Source organism: Streptacidiphilus jeojiensis, assembly GCF_042510965.1.
In the GTDB taxonomy this organism is placed as follows: domain Bacteria; phylum Actinomycetota; class Actinomycetes; order Streptomycetales; family Streptomycetaceae; genus Streptacidiphilus; species Streptacidiphilus jeojiensis.
Map to the genome: position 1 here is coordinate 111999 of NZ_JBEUKS010000018.1, position 18744 is coordinate 130742.

An 18744-nucleotide genomic window follows, 5' to 3' on the forward strand; every position below is an offset into this window, starting at 1 on the left:
GATAGAGGAGGACTAGAGCAGCCCGGCCTGCGGGCCGTTGGGGTACTCCAGCCGGTGGTCCAGGATGCTCCGCGCCAGCGCGCCCACCTCGTCGTCGGGGAGGCGGCGGAAGCCGTCCTCGGTGATGACGCCGACGATCGGGAAGATGCCCCGGGTCAGGTCGGGGCCGCCGGTAGCGGAGTCGTCGTCGGCGGCGTCGTAGAGCGCCTGGACGACCGCGGTGGTGGCCTGTTCGGCCGTCAGGTCGGCGCGGTAGAGCTTCTTCAGCGAGCCCTTGGCGAACAGCGAGCCCGAGCCGGTCGCGGCGAAGCCGACCTCCTCGGAGCGGCCGCCGGTGACGTCGTAGCTGAAGATCCGGCCCCGGCCGAGGTCCAGGTCGTAGCCGGCGAAGAGAGGCACCACGGCCAGGCCCTGCATGGCCATCCCGAGGTTGCCGCGGATCATGGTGGTGAGGCGGTTGGCCTTGCCCTCCAGGGAGAGCTGGGTGCCCTCGATCTTCTCGTAATGCTCCAGTTCCAGCTGGAACAGGCGCACCATCTCCACGGCGAGGCCGGCCGTGCCGGCGATGCCGACGGCGGAGTACTCGTCCGCGGGGAAGACCTTCTCGATGTCGCGCTGGGCGATCAGGTTCCCCATGGTGGCCCGGCGGTCGCCGGCGAGGATCACCCCGCCGTCGAAGGTGACCGACACGATGGTGGTGCCGTGCGGGGCCTCCAGCGGCTGCAGCCCGGCCGGCAGCGTCCGGCGGCCCGGGAGCAGCTCGGGCTGATGGTCCGCCAGGAATTCGACGAAGGACGACGAACCCGGCGTCAAGAAGGCAGCCGGTAGACGCCCGGTGCCACGAGTGTTGGCTTCCACACGTTCCCTTCCAGATAGTCGGCCCCACGGCGGAGCAGGTCGGGCCGGTCCTTGAACTGCCCCAGTCCGCCATTGCAGTTGAAGCAGAGGATGGCTCGGACCCTACCCGTTTTGTGGTCGTGATCCACATGTTCCGGGCCCGGAGTCAGACAGATCGCACAGAAGCACGGTCGTGATGGGCATGCGCCCTCTAGACCTTGGATTCCATGGTCCTCGGGGTCACTCCCCGCCTTTTTGCACATACGAGCGTACGAAAGACTCGGCGTCGGACTCGAGGATCTCGTCGATGTCGTCGAGTACCGCGTCCACGTCGTCGTCGAGCTTCGCCTTGCGCTCCTTGAGGTCGGAGGCCTCGTTGGCCTCGACCTCGGTCTCTTCGACCTCCTCGGAGGAGCGGTTCGCCCGCTGCTGCCCACCGCCGGTGTCCTTGGTCGCCATGTCCCTCACACCCCGCTCGATCGTGTCCGGTACTGCTGGTCAGACCCTATACACGAGGGGTGACAACCGCCGCGTGTTTTCGATCTGTCACTACAACGACTGGTGCTGTCCCGATGATGCCCATACCGCGGTGCTTCACCCTTCGTAGCCCGCCGTCACCCTCCGGTTACGCCCGAAGCGGACAGATGTTCAATCCGGTCCGCCGCGGTCATCCCCCGGAGAGCACCCGGACCAGCTCCTCGGCCGTGCGGCAGCGGTCCAGCAGGGCCTTGACGTGCTTGCGGGTCCCCCGCAGCGGCTCCAGGGTGGGCACCCGCTGGAGCGAGTCACGGCCCGGGAGGTCGAAGATGACGGAGTCCCAGGAGGCGGCGGCCACATGGTCGGCGTACTGCTCCAGGCAGCGGCCGCGGAAGTAGGCGCGGGTGTCCTCCGGCGGCTTGTGGGCCGCCCGCAGCACGTCCGGCTCGGCCAGCAGCCGCTCCATCCGCCCGCGGTCCACCAGGCGGTTGTAGAGGCCCTTCTCGGCCCGCACGTCGGCGTACTGCAGGTCGACCAGGTGCAGCCGCGGGTTGTCCCAGTCCAGGCCGTCCCGCTGGCGGTAGCCCTCCAGGATCTCCCGCTTGGCGATCCAGTCCAGCTGCCGGGACAGGCTCATCGGGTCCCGCTCCAGCCGGCCCAGCACGTCCTCCCAGCGGTCCAGGATGTCCCGGGTCTGCTCGTCCGCGTCGGCGCCGAAGCGGTCCTCGACGTACTTGCGGGCCAGCTCGCAGTACTCCATCTGGAGCTGTACCGCCGTCAGTTTCCGCCCGCTGCGCAGCGAGAGCAGGTAGCCGAGGTCGGGGTCGTGGGAGACCCGGTGCAGGGTCCGCACCGGCTGGTCGACCACCAGGTCGACCCCGATGAAGCCGTCCTCGATCATCGACAGCACCAGCGCGGTGGTGCCCAGCTTGAGGTAGGTGGAGATCTCGGAGAGGTTGGCGTCGCCGATGATGACGTGCAGCCTGCGGTACTTCTCGGCGTCCGCGTGCGGCTCGTCGCGGGTGTTGATGATGGGCCGTTTGAGCGTGGTCTCCAGGCCGACCTCGACCTCGAAGTAGTCGGCGCGCTGGCTGATCTGGAAGCCGTCGGCCGAGCCGTCCTGGTTGATGCCGACCCGGCCCGCGCCGGTGACCACCTGTCGGGAGACGAAGAAGGGGGTGAGGTGCCTGACGATGTCGGCGAACGGGGTCGACCGCTTCATCAGGTAGTTCTCGTGGGTGCCGTAGGAGGCGCCCTTGTTGTCGGTGTTGTTCTTGTACAGGTGGATCGGGTGGGCGCCGGGGACCGCGAGGGCGCGGTTGGCGGCCTCCTCCATGATCCGCTCGCCGGCCTTGTCCCAGAGCACCGCGTCGCGCGGGTTGGTGACCTCGGGCGAGCTGTACTCGGGGTGCGCGTGGTCCACGTAGAAGCGGGCGCCGTTGGTGAGGATGATGTTGGCCAGGCCGATGTCCTCGTCGGTCAGCTGGCTGGCGTCGGCGTTGTCCCGGGCCAGGTCGAACCCGCGCGCGTCGCGCAGCGGGTTCTCCTCCTCGAAGTCCCACCGCGCCCGCCGGGCCCGGTGCATCGCCGCAGCGTAGGCGTTCACCACCTGCGACGAGGTGAGCATGGCATTGGCGTTGGGGTGCCCCGGGACGGAGATCCCGTACTCCGTCTCGATTCCCATTACGCGCCGTACAGTCATGCGGCCCTCCTTCGAACTGCCGCTGACGACTCACCGCCTGCGGTCGGCCCGGTTCGGTAACCCGAGCCTAGAACTGCTCACTGACAACCGGGAGATCACTCACCGAGGTTGTTCAAACAGGGTCCGGACGCGAACCGTCCGGCTACGGGTGGAGATACTCACCCGCAGCCGGACGGAGGCGGCCTTCGTCCTACAGGTACTGCCCGGTGTTGGCGACAGTGTCGATGGAGCGGCCGGAGTCGGCGCCCTGCTTCCCGGTGACCAGGGTGCGGATGAACACGATCCGCTCGCCCTTCTTGCCGGAGATGCGGGCCCAGTCGTCCGGGTTGGTGGTGTTCGGCAGGTCCTCGTTCTCCTTGAACTCGTCCACGCAGGCGGCGAGCAGGTGGGAGACGCGCAGACCGCGCTGTCCGTGGTCGAGGAAGTCCTTGATGGCCATCTTCTTCGACCGGTCGACGATGTTCTGGATCATCGCGCCGGAGTTGAAGTCCTTGAAGTACAGGACCTCCTTGTCACCGTTGGCGTAGGTGACCTCCAGGAAGCGGTTCTCCTCGGTCTCGGTGTACATCCGCTCGACGACGGCCTGGATCATGGCGTCGACGGTGGCGTCCACCGAGGAGCCGTGCTCCTTGACGTCGTCCGGGTGCAGCGGCAGGGAGCTCCTCAGGTACTTGCTGAAGATGTCCTTGGCCGCCTCGGCGTCCGGGCGCTCGATCTTGATCTTGACGTCGAGCCGTCCGGGCCGCAGGATCGCCGGGTCGATCATGTCCTCGCGGTTGGACGCCCCGATGACGATGACGTTCTCCAGCCCCTCCACGCCGTCGATCTCGGCGAGCAGCTGCGGGACGATAGTGTTCTCCACGTCCGAGCTGACACCGGATCCGCGGGTGCGGAACAGCGACTCCATCTCGTCGAAGAAGACGATGACCGGAGTGCCCTCGCTGGCCTTCTCCCGGGCCCGCTGGAAGACCAGGCGGATCTGCCGCTCGGTCTCGCCGACGTACTTGTTGAGCAGCTCGGGACCCTTGATGTTGAGGAAGTAGCTCTTCCCCTGCGGCTGTCCGGTGACCTCGGCCACCTTCTTGGCCAGGGAGTTGGCCACCGCCTTGGCGATCAGGGTCTTTCCGCAGCCGGGCGGGCCGTAGAGCAGGACGCCCTTGGGCGGGCGCAGCTCGTACTCCTTGAAGAGCTCGGCGTGCAGGTACGGGAGCTCGACGGCGTCGCGGATCATCTCGATCTGCTGGCCGAGGCCGCCGATCTGCTTGTAGTCGATGTCCGGGACCTCTTCGAGGACCAGGTCCTCGACCTCGCTCTTGGGCACGATCTCGTAGACGTAGCCGGAGCGCGGTTCGAGCAGCAGGGCGTCGCCGGGCCTGAGCTTGACGTCGCGCAGCGGTTCGGCGAGCCGGACCACCCGCTCCTCGTCGGTGTGCCCGGTGACCAGGGCGCGCTCGCCGTCCTCGAGGACCTCCTTGAGGGTGACGATGTCGCCGATGCTCTCGAACTCCATCGCGTCGACGATGTTGAGCGCCTCGTTGAGCATCACCTCCTGGCCGCGCGTGAGCTCGTCCAGGGGCAGGCTGGGGCTGACGTTCACCCGCAGCTTGCGGCCGCCGGTGAAGATGTCGGCGGTCCCGTCCTCGTTGGCGGACAGGAAGGTGCCGAAGCCGGCCGGCGGCTGGGCGAGCCGGTCCACCTCCTCCTTGAGGGCCACGATCTGGTCGCGGGCCTCCCTCAGGGTGGAGGCGAGCCGCTCGTTCTGAGCGGTGACTCCGGCCAGGTTGGTCTGCAGTTCGACGACACGCTCTTCGAGGATCCTCGTGTGGCGCGGCGATTCTGCGATCTTGCGGCGCAGGACAGCGATCTCCTGCTCGAGAAAGGAAACCTGACTGAGGGCTTCCTCAGAACCCCGTGCGGGCCTGCCGCCGCGGGTGTAGTCATCGTCGTGGGCTGCCACGGTCCTCACCTCCTCCGGGGGAGCTGAACGTGTCCCGACCCTACCCGGGCCGGGATGCGTTACAACCCCTAGATCAGAAACTCGGAAGGGGTGTGTCTGATCTTCACCCTTGCGCACGTCCCCTCGCTAGTGGGATACCCACTCGGCGACGCCCGGAAGCGACCAGTTGTATTGTCGAGCGGGTCAAGTTCGATCGCGTTGACCGGTCAGGGGTCCAGCTCTGTACCGATGGCGGGAATAACGGGCCGCGGGACCACGGCCCCGCGACCAGGAACGGCGGGCGGTATGTCCTCGCAGGACGAGCCACTTGAGGTGTGGATCGACCAGGATCTCTGCACCGGGGACGGTATCTGTGTGCAGTATGCGCCTGAGGTCTTCGAGCTCGACATCGACGGGCTGGCCTACGTCAAGGGCGAGGACCAGGAGCTGCAGGACGCGCCGGGGGCGACCGTGCCGGTGCCGCTGACGCTGCTTCAGGACGTGGTGGATTCGGCCAAGGAGTGCCCTGGCGACTGCATCCATGTGCGCCGCACCCGGGACCTGGTCGAGGTATACGGGCCTGACGCCGTGTGAGCTAGATCACGTCTGGGCGAGAGGGGTGCTGGCGGTGAGGACGTAGCCGCCGTCGCGGAGCGTCCAGGTGTCGGTGTCGTGCAGGTCGGCGCAGCAGCGGGGGACGTCCTCGGAGGAGTAGCCGTCGACGGTGGCGTGGATGCTGCCGTCGGCGCGGATGCCGGCGCTGCGGACGGTGAGGTTCTGGGTGGGTCTGATCAGCGTGGCGGTGATCCGGGGGCGGCCGTCCGGCCCGAAGCCGAGGACGTAGAGGCCGTCGGGCGGGGTGCCGTTCGGCGCGGCGCAGCGGGCGGCCACGACGGTGACGACGGTCCCGTGGCCGGTGGTGTCGGCGCTGAAGCGCTGGGTGATGCGGTCTGGCAGACCGTCACAGTCCAGCGGCAGCGCGATCCCTGCGGGGTTCGGCGCCTGCGCGGCGGGGACGCTGTGCGGGCCGTCCGCGGTGACCGTGCCGGCATCGGCAGGGCTCACCGCGACGGCGGCAGCGACGACTCCGCCGAGGGCTGCGGCGGTGGCGATCCAGTGGATCGCTGTGGAACGAGTGTGTTCAGCCACGCGCGAATGCTCCCACAACGTGGATCTTCCGATCGCACCGGGTCCATGCACGACCCAAGGGGCGCGGGGCCCGTGCACGAGGCGAGCCATGCACAACCTCAGGGGCGCGGGGCTCTGCTTGATTGACTGCGCGCGCGACCAGCCGTGCAGGAGGTGCATGGTTGGCAGCGCACGCTTTTCAATCAGCAGAGCCCCGCGCCCCTGAGGTCTGCGGTGGTTACTCGTCTGCCTCGTCGGCTGATTCTTCGGCCATTTTGAGGAAGCGGCCCGTCTTGGGGGCCACCGGCGCCTCGACCTCGCCGTAGGCGCCCTTCGCGGGGCGGCGCCGCCGCAGCGGGGGCTCGACGCCGTCGGCGAGGCGGCGGGAGGTCAGCAGGAAGCCGGTGTGGCCGATCATGCGGTGGTCCGGCCGGACGGCCAACCCCTCCACGTGCCAGTTGCGGACCATGGACTCCCAGGACTGCGGCTCGGTGAAGTTGCCGTGCTCCCGCAGCGCCTCCACGGTGCGCGACAGCTGCGTGGTGGTGGCCACGTAGCAGCAGATCACGCCGCCCGGCACGAGGGCCTTGGCGGCCACGTCCAGGCACTCCCAGGGGGCGAGCATGTCCAGGACCATGCGGTCCACCTCGGTCTCCACCAGGTTGTCCTGGAGGTCGCCGAGGGTGAGCTTCCAGGCCGGGTGCGGGCCGCCGAAGTAGCGTTCGACGTTGCCCCTGGCGATCTCGGCGAAGTCGTCGCGGCGCTCGTAGGAGGAGAGCGAGCCGCTGTCCCCCACCGCGCGCAGCAGCGAGCAGCTGAGCGCGCCGGAGCCGACGCCGGCCTCCACGACGCGAGCGCCGGGGAAGATGTCGGCCATGGTGACGATCTGCCCCGCGTCCTTGGGGTAGACCACCGCGGCGCCGCGCGGCATGGAGAGGACGTAGTCGGAGAGCAGGGGGCGCAGCGCGAGGTACTGGGTGTTCCCGGTGGTGCGCACCACGGAGCCCTCGGGGGCTCCGATCAGCTCGTCGTGCGGGAAGGCGCCCTTGTGGGTGTGGAACGCCTTGCCGGATTCGAGCGTGATGGTGTGGAGGCGTCCCTTGGGGTCGGTGAGCTGGACCTGGTCCCCGACCTGGAAGGGCCCGCGGCGGCGGGCGGCGCCGGTCGGTTCTGACATGCGGACCAGTCTAGAGGAGCCGACAGGGGCCGCCGACCATCCGAAGGGCTCAGGCGTTCGAGGGTTCGGGGACCGGTGAGCGGCCCGACATCGCCAGGGCGAACGCCTGCTCGACGTCGACCGCGGCCAGCACGCCCAGCATGGAGCCGTCGGCCTCGACGACCAGGTACTCCGGGGCCGGGTCGGCCCGCAGCCGGTCCAGCAGTTCCTCGCCGACCAGGTCGGCGGGGATCCGCAGGCCCGGTTCCAGCGCGCGGGCCAGGGCGCCCGCCGCGGTCCAGGGGCGGCGGTGCTCCGGGATGCCGCGGACGGCGTTCTCGCGGACCAGGGCGACCGGTTCGCCGGCCCCGTCGACGATCACCAGGCCGCGGGCGCCGACCAGCTCCAGCTGCCGCAGCGCCTCGGCGAGCGGGGTGTCCGCGGCGACCGCCACGGCCGGCCTGGCCAGGCTGCGGGCGCGCAGCTCGGGCAGGTGCTCGCGGAGCCGGGCGACCCGGACGCTGCTGCCCGCGCCGTTCCAGATGATGGCGGCCAGGACCGCGCCCAGCACCGCGTCGGTCAGCACCGAGGCGGTGCTCTCGGAGGCGCCGGTGCGGGAGGCCCAGGCGGGCATGCCGACCAGTACCAGTACGGCGAGCGCCCGGCCGGCCCAGGCGGCGGCGACGGTCCCGGTCATCGGGTTGCCGGTGAGCCGCCAGACCGCCGCCCGCAGTATCCGGCCGCCGTCCAGCGGCAGTCCCGGCAGCAGGTTGAAGACGGCCACCACGAAGTTGCTCAGCATCAGCGCGGCCAGCAGCACCCCGGGGACGGTGTCGGTGCGCACCGCCTGCAGGCCCAGCAGGAACACCCCGCCGAGCACCAGGGAGAGCAGCGGGCCGGCGAAGGCCAGCCAGAACTCGCGTCCGGCGGTCTCGGCCTCCTTCTCGATCTCGGACACCCCGCCGAAGAACTGCAGCTGGATCCGGCGCACCGGCAGCCCCAGCCGCAGCGCGACCACGGTGTGGGCGAGCTCGTGGATCAGCACCGAGGCGTAGAAGGCGACCGCGAAGAACAGGGCGACCAGGTAGCGGGCCCGGCCCAGGCCCGGCAGCACCAGGTCGATCTGTCCGCCGAAGATCCAGGTGATCAGGGCGGCGATGAGGAACCAGGTGGGGGTCACGTAGACCGGCACGCCGAAGGGCCGGCCCATCAGCAGGCCGCCCCTGGGGCGGTCGCCCTTGGCGTCACTCACGTCGGCCCCCTCGTGGTCGAGCATCCGTCCGCCCTCGCGGAGGCTTGTGCCACGCTACGCGGTCGACCCGCCGGAACCGCGCGCGGCATGCGGTCCCACCTCTACCTCTACCCAGTGTCACGTCGCTGTCAGTCCCTGCGCATAGGGTTCGGACATGCACCCGCCCGACTCCGAACCCCCCGCCCGCCCCGTCGTGGCACCGGTGGCCCTCTCGCCCTCGCGGGCGGGGGACTTCATGACCTGCCCGCTGCTGTACCGCCTGCGCGTGATCGACAAGGTCCCCGAGCCGCCGAGCGCCGCGGCGACCCGGGGCACGGTGGTGCACGCCGTGCTGGAGCGGCTGTTCGACGCCCCGGCCGCGCAGCGCACCCCGGAGGCCGCCAGGGCGCTGCTGCGGCCCGAGTGGGAGCGGCTGCTGGAGAAGCGCCCGGAGCTCGGCACCCTCTTCCCGGACGACGCGGACGGCAGTGAGCTGGCCGGCTGGCTGGCCGACGCCGAGAAGCTGGTGGACGGCTGGTTCCGGCTGGAGGACCCGACCCGGCTGGAGCCGGCCGAGCGCGAGCTCTACGTGGAGACCCAGCTGGAGTCCGGGCTGCGGCTGCGCGGCTACATCGACCGGGTGGACGTCGCGCCCACCGGCGAGGTCCGGGTGGTGGACTACAAGACCGGCCGGGCCCCCTCCCGCGACTTCGAGGGCAAGGCCATGTTCCAGATGAAGTTCTACGCCCTGGTGCTGTGGCGGCTGCGCGGGGTGGTGCCGCGCCGGCTGCAGCTGGTCTACCTGGGCGGCGGCGGCCAGGTGGTGACCTACGACCCGGACCCGGCCGACCTGCGGGCCGTGGAGCGCAAGCTGCTGGCGCTGTGGCAGGCCATCCAGCGGGCGCTGGAGACCGGCGAGTGGCCCGCCAACCGGAACCGGCTCTGCGACTGGTGCTCCTTCCAGTCGCTGTGCCCGGCGTTCGGCGGCACTCCCCCGCCGTACCCTTTGCCAGTACTGGATGTTGCGAGTACCGAACGCCCGGCCGTGACGACCCCAGTGCCGCATTCCTGACGGCTGGAACCGATGAGTGGAGCGAGTTGTGGCGATCCGAGTGCTGCTGGTCGACGACCAGCCGCTGCTGCGTACCGGGTTCCGGATGATCCTGGAGGCCGAGGCCGACATCGCGGTGGTCGGCGAGGCCGGTGACGGTCAGCAGGCGCTGGACCAGGTGCGGGCGCTGCAGCCGGACGTGGTGCTGATGGACATCCGGATGCCGCGGATGGACGGGGTGGAGGCGACCCGGCGGATCGCCGGCCCCGGCCGCGACGGCCCGGCCAAGGTGCTGGTGCTGACCACCTTCGACCTGGACGAGTACGTGGTGGAGGCGCTGCGCGCGGGGGCCAGCGGCTTCCTGCTCAAGGACGTGCCCGCCGAGGAGCTGGTGCAGGCGATCCGGGTGGTCGCCGACGGCGCCGCGATGCTGGCCCCGAGCGTGACCCGGCGGCTGCTGGACATGTACGCGGGCCGGCTGCCCTCCGGCGACGAGGCGCCGCCGCAGTCGCTGGCGACGCTGACCGAGCGCGAGGTCGAGGTGCTGAAGCTGGTGGCCCGCGGCCTGTCCAACGCCGAGGTGGCCGGGGAGCTGTTCGTCAGCGAGACCACGGTGAAGACCCATGTCGGCCATGTGCTGACCAAGCTGGGGCTGCGGGACCGGGTCCAGGCCGCGGTGTTCGCCTACGAGAGCGGTCTGGTCCGCCCCGGCAACGGCTGAGAGCCGTTCCGGCGGAGAACGGCCCCGGGGCCCGGTCGGAGGGGGTCCGACCGGGCCCCGGGGCCGTTGCTGTCGCGGATCCGGTCAGCTCTTGCCGATCATCCAGAAACGCATGATCGAGGCGATGTCCAGGGTGAGCGGCACCCCGGTGATGTTGGCCTGGGTGGCGATGTACTGGTTGTCCTGCCACAGCGGGATGTACGCGGCGTCCTCGGCGAACTGCTTCTGGATCTCCTGGAAGGTGTTCGCCGTGGTCTGGTCCGCCCGGTTGGCCTCCTTGAGGCTGAGCGGGTGCAGGTCGTTCATGATCGTCGACGGCGCGTAGTTGTTGCCGAAGGTGTTGTCCTTGCCGACGAACGGCGAGACGAAGTCGTCCGGGTCCGGGTAGTCCGCCTGCCAGCCGGTCAGCGACGCGACCAGCTTGCCGCTGGACCACAGCGGGATCAGGGTGCCCAGGCTGGGCACGGACTTCAGGGTGACCTTGAAGATCCCGCTGGCTTCGAGGTTGCTCTTGATCTGCGCGGCCTCGGCCGGACCGGCCGCGGAGTTGGCGGCGTAGGTCAGGGTGAAGTCGATCGGCAGCTTCACGCCGGACAGCGAGGACTTGACCTGGTCGGCCTTGAGCGGGTCGGTGCCGTACGGGGCCTGCTCGAACGGGCGGGTCTGGTCGCCGATGCCCTGCGGGATGACCGAGTACAGCGGGGTGACCGTGCTCTGGTAGACCTTGTCCGCGATGGCCTGGCGGTCGATGAGCTTGCCGATGGCCTGGCGCACGGCCTGGTTGTTGAACGGGGCCATGCCGACGTTGAGCACCATCATCCGGGTGCTGGAGCCGGTGCCCTGGACCACCTGGATGCCCTTGCCGAGCTGCTGCGCGCCCTGCAGCGCGACGATGTCCGCCGGAGCGAGGTCGCTGCCCGCGTTGAGGTCGATGGAGCCGTCCTCGAGGGCGCTCTTCACCTGGGCCGGGCTGTCGTAGAAGTTCAGCGTCGCACCGGCGTTGAGCTTCTTGGTGGCGCTGTAGGCGCCCTTGTAGTTCGGGTTGAGCACCAGCTTGACCGAGGCCGGCACGGGCTTGCCGTCGCTGCCCGTCTTGGTCTGCACCGACGCGATGGTGTAGATGCCGGAGCCGACTATGCCGGTGCCGTCCAGCAGCTTGGTCCCGGAGTAGGTCTTCGGGTCCACGATCTCGCCCACGCCCGAGGCCAGGCGGTCGGGGAAGGTCGCGTCGGCGGTCTTCAGGTGGAAGGTGACGGTGTCGGTGCCGGTGGTGTCCACCGAAGCGAGGGTGTCGAGCAGCACGCTCACCCCGGAGCCGTTGTCGCCCTTCAACTGGCCGATCTTGAGCACCCGGTCGATGGAGAACTTCACCGCGGCCGCGTCCAGCGGGTCCCCGTTGGAGAACTTCAGGTCCGGCAGCAGCGTGCAGGTGTAGGTCGTGTACGAGGAGTCCGAGAACTTGCAGCTCTTCGCGGCGTCGGGGGACGGTGTGTTGGCCCCCGGCAGGTAGGTCATCAGGCCCTGGTAGACGTTGTAGAACACCGTCCAGGAACCGGCGTCGTAGGCGCCGGCCGGGTCGAGGCTGGTGTAGGAGCTGACCGTCCCCAGGGTGATGGTGGAGTTGACTCCGCCCTTGCTCGACGAGGAGGTGGAGCCGCAGGCGGCGGTGGCCGTCAGGAGGCCGACACAGCCGATCGCCGCAAATCGTTTCGCTGCTGACATGACTTCCTTCGTGTCCTGGCCGACGCTGTGGACGCCGAGCCGGAGGTCGTACGACCGCGCCACTGCCCCATGACGAGGTCGACCGCAGGCTGCAGCAGCGTGGCGTGAGGGGTCCGCGCGCCAGAGCGGGACACCACCGCTCGGGGTGTCGCACGGGTCTCGCGGTGTTCGATCGTCTGTAGCGTGCCATACGACCGCACCGGCTCGCACGGTGCCCTAACCCTGGGTTCCAGGACACGTCGATTTATTGCCTGGACTTCTCCACAGATGTCCGATTTGGCGTTAGCAGCTAGTTACCTTGACTGCCCGTCAAGTTCCGGGACCAGGCTCCGCAGCAGAGCGACGTCCAGCTCCTCCAGCGAGGCCAGTACGGTCCGCCCCGGAGCCTCCTCGATCGGGGTCACCGAGGGCACCGCGACCACCCGACAGCCCGCCGCCTCGCCCGCCCGGATCCCGGTGGGGGCGTCCTCGACCACCACGCAGCGCGCCGGGTCGGCGCCCAGCCGCGCGGCGGCCAGCACATAGGGGTCGGGGAACGGTTTGGTGCGCTCGACCTCGTCCCCGGCCACCGTGAAGGCGAACCGCTCGGGGCCCAGGGTCTTCAGCACCAGGTCGATGATCCGCCGGTGCGACGCGGACACCAGCGCCGCCGGGATGCCCTCGGCGGCCAGCTCGTCCAGCAGTTCCCGCGCGCCGGGCCGCAGCGGCACGCCGCGGCCGACCAGCTCGACGAAACGATCGTTGATCATCTCGCCGAGCCGGTCGGCCGTCAGCGGTGCGCCGCTCACCGCCAGCAGGTAGTCCACCACCCGGCCCATCGGGCCGCCGACGACGACCTCGCGGTCCGCCGCGGTGAGCGTGTGGCCGTACTCGGCCAGCAGCTCCGACTCCGCCTCCCACCAGAAGTCCTCGGTGTCGACCAGGGTCCCGTCCATGTCCAGCAGGACGGCCTGCAGGCCACTGGGACGGCGGGCAAGGACAGCAGAAGCGGCAAAAGTGGTCACCAGCACACAATAGCCACCACTATCGGGCGTTGAAGTACTTCGCCTCCGGGTGGTGGATCACGATGGCGTCGGTCGACTGCTCCGGGTGCAGCTGGAACTCCTCCGAGAGCTCCACCCCGATCCGCTCCGGCCGGAGCAGTTCGGCGATCTTCGCCCGGTCCTCCAGTTCGGGGCAGGCGCCGTAGCCCAGCGAGAAGCGCGCGCCGCGGTACTTCAGCGCGAACATGTCCCGCATCGCCTTGGGGTCCTCCGCGGAGAAGCCCAGCTCGGCGCGGACCCGGGCGTGCCAGTACTCCGCCAGCGCCTCGGCGAGCTGCACCGAGAGGCCGTGCAGCTCCAGGTAGTCCCGGTAGGAGTCGCCGGCGAAGAGCTCGTTGGCGGCCTCGGAGATCCGGTTGCCCATGGTCACCACCTGGAACGCCACCACGTCCTTCTCGCCCGACTCCTCGGGCCGGAAGAAGTCGGCCAGGCAGAGCCGGCGCCCGCGGCGCTGCCGCGGGAAGCCGAACCGGGTCCGCTCCTTGCCGTCCTCGCCCAGCACCACCAGGTCGTTGCCCTGCGAGACCGCCGGGTAGTAGCCGTAGACCACGGCGGCCTCCAGCAGCCCCTCGGTCTGCAGCCGGTCCATCCACATCCGCAGCCGCGGCCGGCCCTCGGTCTCCACCAGCTCCTCGTAGGAGGGACCGCCGGAGCGGGCGGCCTTCAGCCCCCACTGGCCCTTGAACAGCGCGTCCTCGTCCAGCCAGGAGGCGTAGTCGTTGAAGCCGATGCCCTTGACGATCCGGTCGCCCCAGAACGGCGGCACCGGCACCGGGTTGTCCAGCGCCACGTCCGAGCGCTGGGTGGACTCCTCCGGCTCCTCCACCTCGACCTTGGCGTGCCGGCGCTGCTTCAGCTCGGGCAGCACCGCGCCGGGCACCCCGCGCTTGACCCCGATCAGCGCGTCCATCAGCCGCAGGCCCTCGAAGGCGTCCCGGGCGTAGCGCACCTCGCCCTGGTAGATCTCGTGCAGGTCCTGCTCGACGTAGGCCCGGGTCAGTGCCGCGCCGCCGAGGATGACCGGGAAGTCCATGGCCATGCCGCGCTGGTTCAGCTCCTGCAGGTTCTCCTTCATGATCACCGTGGACTTCACCAGCAGCCCGGACATCCCGATCACGTCCGCGCGGTGCTCCTGCGCGGCCTCCAGGATGGTCGAGACCGGCTGCTTGATGCCCAGGTTGACCACGGTGTAGCCGTTGTTGGTCAGGATGATGTCGACCAGGTTCTTGCCGATGTCGTGGACGTCGCCCTTGACGGTGGCCAGCACGATGGTGCCCTTGCCCTCGTCGTCGGACTTCTCCATGTGCGGCTCCAGGTAGGCCACCGCGCCCTTCATCACCTCGGCCGACTGCAGCACGAACGGCAGCTGCATCTGGCCGGAGCCGAACAGCACGCCGACCGTCTTCATGCCCTCCAGCAGCACCTTGTTGACGATCTCCAGGGCCGGCATCACGCCCAGCGCCTCGTCCAGGTCGGCTTCCAGGCCCTTGCGCTCGCCGTCCACGATCCGCCGCTGCAGCCGCTCCTCCAGCGGCAGCGCCGCCAGCTCCTCGGCCTTGCCGGCCCGCACCGAGGCCGCGCTGACGCCCTCGAACAGCTCCAGGAAGCGCTGCAGCGGGTCGTAGGCCGGGCTGTCCGCGGTCTCCGGCCGGCGCCGGTCGTAGACCAGGTCCAGGGCGACCTCGCGCTGCTCCTCCGGGATCCGGGCCATCGGCAGGATCTTCGCCGCGTGCACGATCGCCGAGTCCAGGCCGGCCTCGACGCACTCGTTGAGGAAGACCGAGTTGAGCACCATCCGCGCCGCCGGGTTCAGGCCGAAGGAGATGTTGCTCAGCCCCAGCGTGGTCTGCACCGCCGGGTGACGCCGCTTCAGCTCCCGGATCGCCTCGATCGTCTCGATGCCGTCGCGGCGGGACTCCTCCTGCCCGGTGCCCAGGGTGAAGGCCAGGCAGTCCACCAGGATCGACGACTCGTCGATGCCGAACCGCCGGCCCAGGTCCTCGATCAGCCGCTCGGCCACGGCGACCTTGGTCTCCGCGGTCCGCGCCTGGCCCTCCTCGTCGATGGTCAGCGCGATCAGCGCCGCGCCGTACTCCTGCGCCAGCGCCGCGGTCCGCCCGTACCGGGAGTCGTCCCCGTCGCCGTCCTCGAAGTTCACCGAGTTCAGCACGGCGCGGCCGCCCAGCATCTGCAGCCCGGCCTCCAGCACCTGGGGCTCGGTGGAGTCCAGCACGATCGGCAGGGTCGAGGCGGTGGCCAGCAGCCCGGCCAGCTTCTTCATGTCCTCGACGCCGTCGCGCCCGACGTAGTCGACGCACAGGTCCAGCAGGTGCGCGCCCTCGCGGATCTGCTCGCGGGCGATCTCCACGCACGCCTGCCAGTCCGCCGCCAGCATCGACTCGCGGAACTTCTTGGAACCGTTGGCGTTGGTGCGCTCACCGATGGCCAGGTAGGAGGTGTCCTGACGGAACGGCACCGGCTGGTAGAGCGAGGCGGCCGAGGGCTCCGGCTGCGGGGTCCGCGGGGTGATCTCGCGGCCGCGGACCCGGTCCACCAGCATCCGCAGGTGCTCCGGCGTGGTCCCGCAGCAGCCGCCGACCAGCGACAGGCCGTACTCGCGGACGAAGACCTCCTGCGCGTCCGCGAAGCCCAGCGGCTCCAGCGGGAAGTGCGCGCCGTCCTTGGTCAGCACCGGCAGGCCGGCGTTGGGCATGCAGGACAGCTTGATCTCGGCGTGCCGGGCCAGGTAGCGCAGGTGCTCGCTCATCTCGGCGGGGCCGGTCGAGCAGTTCAGGCCGATGGTGTCGATCCCCAGCGGCTCCAGCGCGGTCAGCGCCGCGCCGATCTCCGAGCCCAGCAGCATGGTGCCGGTGGTCTCCACGGCGACCTGGACGAACAGCGGGACGTCGAGCCCGGCCTCGCGCATGGCCTGCTTGCTGCCCAGCACCGCCGCCTTGATCTGCAGCAGGTCCTGGCTGGTCTCCACCAGCAGCGCGTCGGCGCCGCCGGCCAGCAGTCCGGCCGCGTTCTGCTGGAAGCCCTCCTTGAGCGTGGCGTAGGGCATGTGCCCCAGCGTCGGCAGCTTGGTCCCGGGGCCGATGCTGCCGATCACCCAGCGCGGGCGCTCCTCGGTGGCGAAGGCGTCCGCGACCTCGCGGGCCAGCCGTGCGCCGGCCTCCGACAGTTCGAAGATCCGGTCGGGGATGTCGTACTCCCCCAGCGCCGAGAAGTTCGCCCCGAAGGTGTTGGTCTCCACACAGTCGACGCCCACCGAGAAGTAGGCCTCGTGCACCGACCGCACGATGTCCGGACGGGTCACGTTGAGGACCTCGTTGCACCCCTCCAGCCCCTGGAAGTCCTCCATCGAGGGGTCCTGCGCCTGGAGCATGGTGCCCATCGCGCCGTCGGCCACCACCACCCGGGAGGCGAGCGCTGCTCGCAGGTCGTCTGCGCGGGACTGCTGGGGAATGGTCATCGTTCTTACTCCCTGGGGTGCGACGGCTGTCGACTGGCGCGGGTGACGCGCGGGGCCAGCATAATCCGTCGCCCCCGGATTGCCTTTCCGTTATCCGCCGACCGGACACACCCGGCATTCGAACGGAACCGTAAGAGGCGGGGATGAGTCCGATCTTGCATGGGAGCAAGGGTGTGGGCCCTCCGACTCGTCACGACCGCGCTGCTCGCGCTGGTCGGGTGCGTCCTCGGGGCCGTCGGCGGACTCTGGGTCAACGACCTGGGGTACCCGAGCGCGAGCGCGCGGACCAGACAGGGGGACGCGGTGTGGCTCGGGCATGCCTGGGTCGACGGGCGCAAGGGTCCGGCCGACGTGAGCGCACTGGTCAAGCAGATGGGCGGCGGCGTCCACGACCTTTTCGTCCATACGGGTCCACTGCGGAACGACGGCACCCTTGACCCGGCGCTCTACCCCCAGGCGTCCTGGCTGGTCGCGGCGATGCACAAGGCGGTGCCCGGGATCAGGGTGCAGGCCTGGCTCGGCGACGTGGTGGACTCCGAGGGCCCCGGCCTGGACCTCACCCGCAGCGACCGGATCATCGGCTCCTTCCGGCAGGCGCTGGACGCGGGCTTCGACGGCATCCACATCGACTTCGAACCGGTGCACTCGGGCGACCAGGACTTCCTCGACCTCCTGGAGCAGGCCCATGTGCTGACGGCCGAACGGGACGCGGTGCTGTCGGTCTCGGTCCCGCAGACCGAGCCGGTCCCCGGGATCCACCTGCTGGGCGCGCTCCTGACCGGCCACCCCAAGTGGTGGACCACCGGCTACCTCTCCGAGGTGGCCGACCGGGTCGACCAGGTCGCGGTGATGGCCTACGACAGCGGCCTGCCGCTGCACAGCCTGTTCTCCGGCTACGTCCAGCAGCAGACCAGGCTGGCGCTGCAGTCGGTGCCCAGCTCGGTGGACCTGCTGATCGGCCTCCCGGCGTACCACGAGGACAACGCGGTGCACCACGCCTCGGCCGAGACCGTCGGCGCGGCGCTGCGCGGGGTGCGGCTGGCCGACCACGGGAGGCTCAAGTTCGGCGTGGCGATGTACGTGGACTTCGCGGCCACCGACGCGGACTGGGCCGCCTACCACCGCGACTGGCTGGACCCCTAGCGGCACCGCCCGCGGCACCGGTCCGTGACGCGGGCGAACCGCGTCGCAGACCGGACCGGAGGTTACACGCCGTAGGCTGGGGCACCTATCAAGACGTGCAAGAGCCCGCCGTGCAACGGCGTCTGTGGAGGGAGGCCCTGATGATCGAGCTCGAGGACGTGCCCGAGCTGATCGACCCGGTCATGGTGGCCGCGTTCGAGGGCTGGAACGACGCCGGTGACGCCGCGTCGTCGGCGGTGTCGCACCTGGACGAGATCTGGGACGGGAAGGTGTTCGCCGCGCTGGACGCGGAGGACTACTACGACTTCCAGGTGAACCGGCCGACGGTGTGGATGGACGAGGGGGTGCGCCGGATCACCTGGCCCACCACCCGGCTCTCGGTGGTCCGGGTGACCGAGCCCAAGACCCGGGACATCGTGCTGATCCGCGGGATCGAGCCGAGCATGCGGTGGCGGTCGTTCTGCCAGGAACTGCTGGGCTTCGCCCACGAACTGGGCGTGGAGATGGTGGTGATCCTGGGGGCGCTGCTCGGCGACACCCCGCACACCCGTCCGGTGCCGGTCAGCGGGGTGACCTCGGACGCCGAGCTGGCCCAGAGCCTGGACCTGGAGGAGAGCAAGTACGAGGGGCCCACCGGGATCGTCGGGGTGCTGCAGGAGGCCTGCGCGCACGCGGGCATCCCGGCGGTGACCTTCTGGGCCGCGGTGCCGCACTACGTCGCGCAGCCGCCGAACCCCAAGGCCACGCTGGCGCTGCTGAACCGGCTGGAGGACCTGCTGGACCTGCGGATCCCGCTGGGCGAGCTGCCCGACGACTCCCGGGCCTGGCAGCTGGGGGTGGACCAGCTGGCCGCGGAGGACAGCGAAGTCGCGGAGTACGTGCAGCAGTTGGAGGAGGCCAAGGACACCGCCGAGCTGCCCGAGGCGTCCGGCGACGCCATCGCCCGGGAGTTCGAGCGCTATCTCAAGCGACGGGACAACCAGCCGCCGCGGCACCCCGGGGAGTGACGGTCACGCTTCGCGCCCACCGGATCGGGTGAAGAGGGGGCGGATCGGTCGTTCGACGGGCCAAACGGTCGAAGGAACGGGCGTTCGGTTAACGTTCCGTGAAGATATCGCACGA

General features: G+C 70.0%; 16 protein-coding genes. 5 read left to right on the top strand and 11 right to left on the bottom strand.

Translation table 11 applies throughout. The features are described from left to right. Positions 1-12: 12 nt before the first annotated feature. The 5 genes from prcB to arc form a co-directional block, all read right to left on the bottom strand. A complete protein-coding gene (gene prcB / locus ABUW04_RS35835; RefSeq protein WP_380568574.1) occupies positions 13-858 on the bottom strand; it encodes a proteasome subunit beta in 846 nt (281 codons plus the stop codon). Beyond that, positions 810-1100, bottom strand: coding sequence for an endonuclease VII domain-containing protein (locus tag ABUW04_RS35840; protein WP_380568575.1), 291 nt, complete (start codon positions 1098-1100; stop codon positions 810-812). The genes prcB and ABUW04_RS35840 overlap by 49 nt, the downstream gene beginning before the upstream one ends. After that, on the bottom strand, positions 1078-1296 hold the full coding sequence (locus ABUW04_RS35845) for a ubiquitin-like protein Pup (protein ID WP_182451671.1): 219 nt from the start codon (positions 1294-1296) through the stop codon (positions 1078-1080). Before ABUW04_RS35845 ends, ABUW04_RS35840 begins: the two co-directional genes overlap by 23 nt. A 208-nt stretch (positions 1297-1504) precedes the next feature. Then, positions 1505-3016, bottom strand: a complete 1512-nt coding sequence (dop, locus tag ABUW04_RS35850) for a depupylase/deamidase Dop (RefSeq protein WP_030260899.1) — start codon at positions 3014-3016, stop codon at positions 1505-1507. A gap of 190 nt (positions 3017-3206) precedes the next feature. Further along, positions 3207-4973, bottom strand: a complete 1767-nt coding sequence (gene arc / locus ABUW04_RS35855; protein WP_030260897.1) for a proteasome ATPase — start codon at positions 4971-4973, stop codon at positions 3207-3209. A 285-nt stretch (positions 4974-5258) separates the two neighbouring features. Between arc and ABUW04_RS35860 the strand changes: the two genes are divergently transcribed. Further along, positions 5259-5546 carry a ferredoxin gene (locus ABUW04_RS35860; RefSeq protein WP_030260895.1) on the top strand — a complete coding sequence of 96 codons (288 nt, stop codon included), beginning with the start codon at positions 5259-5261 and terminating at the stop codon, positions 5544-5546. 6 nt (positions 5547-5552) lie between these two features. On the opposite strand, the gene ABUW04_RS35865 is transcribed toward ABUW04_RS35860, so the two are convergent. The 3 genes from ABUW04_RS35865 to ABUW04_RS35875 all read right to left on the bottom strand — a co-directional run bounded on the left by ABUW04_RS35865 (position 5553) and on the right by ABUW04_RS35875 (position 8512). Next, positions 5553-6101 (bottom strand): hypothetical protein, encoded by a 549-nt coding sequence (locus ABUW04_RS35865; RefSeq protein ID WP_380568576.1) that lies wholly within the window; start codon positions 6099-6101, stop codon positions 5553-5555. 217 nt (positions 6102-6318) lie between these two features. Beyond that, positions 6319-7257 (bottom strand): tRNA (adenine-N1)-methyltransferase, encoded by a 939-nt coding sequence (locus ABUW04_RS35870; protein WP_051726142.1) that lies wholly within the window; start codon positions 7255-7257, stop codon positions 6319-6321. A 49-nt stretch (positions 7258-7306) separates the two neighbouring features. Then, positions 7307-8512 carry a site-2 protease family protein gene (locus tag ABUW04_RS35875; protein WP_380568577.1) on the bottom strand — a complete coding sequence of 402 codons (1206 nt, stop codon included), beginning with the start codon at positions 8510-8512 and terminating at the stop codon, positions 7307-7309. 130 nt (positions 8513-8642) lie between these two features. On the opposite strand from ABUW04_RS35875, the gene ABUW04_RS35880 reads away from it, so the two are divergent. Further along, a complete protein-coding gene (locus tag ABUW04_RS35880) occupies positions 8643-9539 on the top strand; it encodes a RecB family exonuclease (protein ID WP_030260884.1) in 897 nt (298 codons plus the stop codon). 28 nt (positions 9540-9567) lie between these two features. After that, on the top strand, positions 9568-10239 hold the full coding sequence (locus ABUW04_RS35885) for a response regulator (protein ID WP_030260881.1): 672 nt from the start codon (positions 9568-9570) through the stop codon (positions 10237-10239). 84 nt (positions 10240-10323) lie between these two features. On the opposite strand, the gene ABUW04_RS35890 is transcribed toward ABUW04_RS35885, so the two are convergent. The 3 genes from ABUW04_RS35890 to metH form a co-directional block, all read right to left on the bottom strand. After that, complete coding sequence (locus tag ABUW04_RS35890) at positions 10324-11961, bottom strand: ABC transporter substrate-binding protein (protein WP_380568578.1); 1638 nt, start codon at positions 11959-11961, stop codon at positions 10324-10326. Positions 11962-12254: 293 nt separating this feature from the next. Continuing rightward, positions 12255-12968 (bottom strand): HAD family hydrolase, encoded by a 714-nt coding sequence (locus ABUW04_RS35895; RefSeq protein WP_380568609.1) that lies wholly within the window; start codon positions 12966-12968, stop codon positions 12255-12257. A gap of 16 nt (positions 12969-12984) precedes the next feature. Beyond that, entirely contained in the window at positions 12985-16479 is a 3495-nt protein-coding gene (gene metH, locus ABUW04_RS35900; protein WP_380568579.1) for a methionine synthase, read from the bottom strand. Between the two features lie 159 nt (positions 16480-16638). On the opposite strand from metH, the gene ABUW04_RS35905 reads away from it, so the two are divergent. Both ABUW04_RS35905 and ABUW04_RS35910 read left to right on the top strand, forming a co-directional pair. Next, complete coding sequence (locus ABUW04_RS35905; protein ID WP_380568580.1) at positions 16639-17622, top strand: hypothetical protein; 984 nt, start codon at positions 16639-16641, stop codon at positions 17620-17622. A gap of 140 nt (positions 17623-17762) precedes the next feature. Beyond that, positions 17763-18629 (top strand): PAC2 family protein, encoded by an 867-nt coding sequence (locus tag ABUW04_RS35910; protein WP_030260871.1) that lies wholly within the window; start codon positions 17763-17765, stop codon positions 18627-18629. Positions 18630-18744 lie beyond the last annotated feature (115 nt).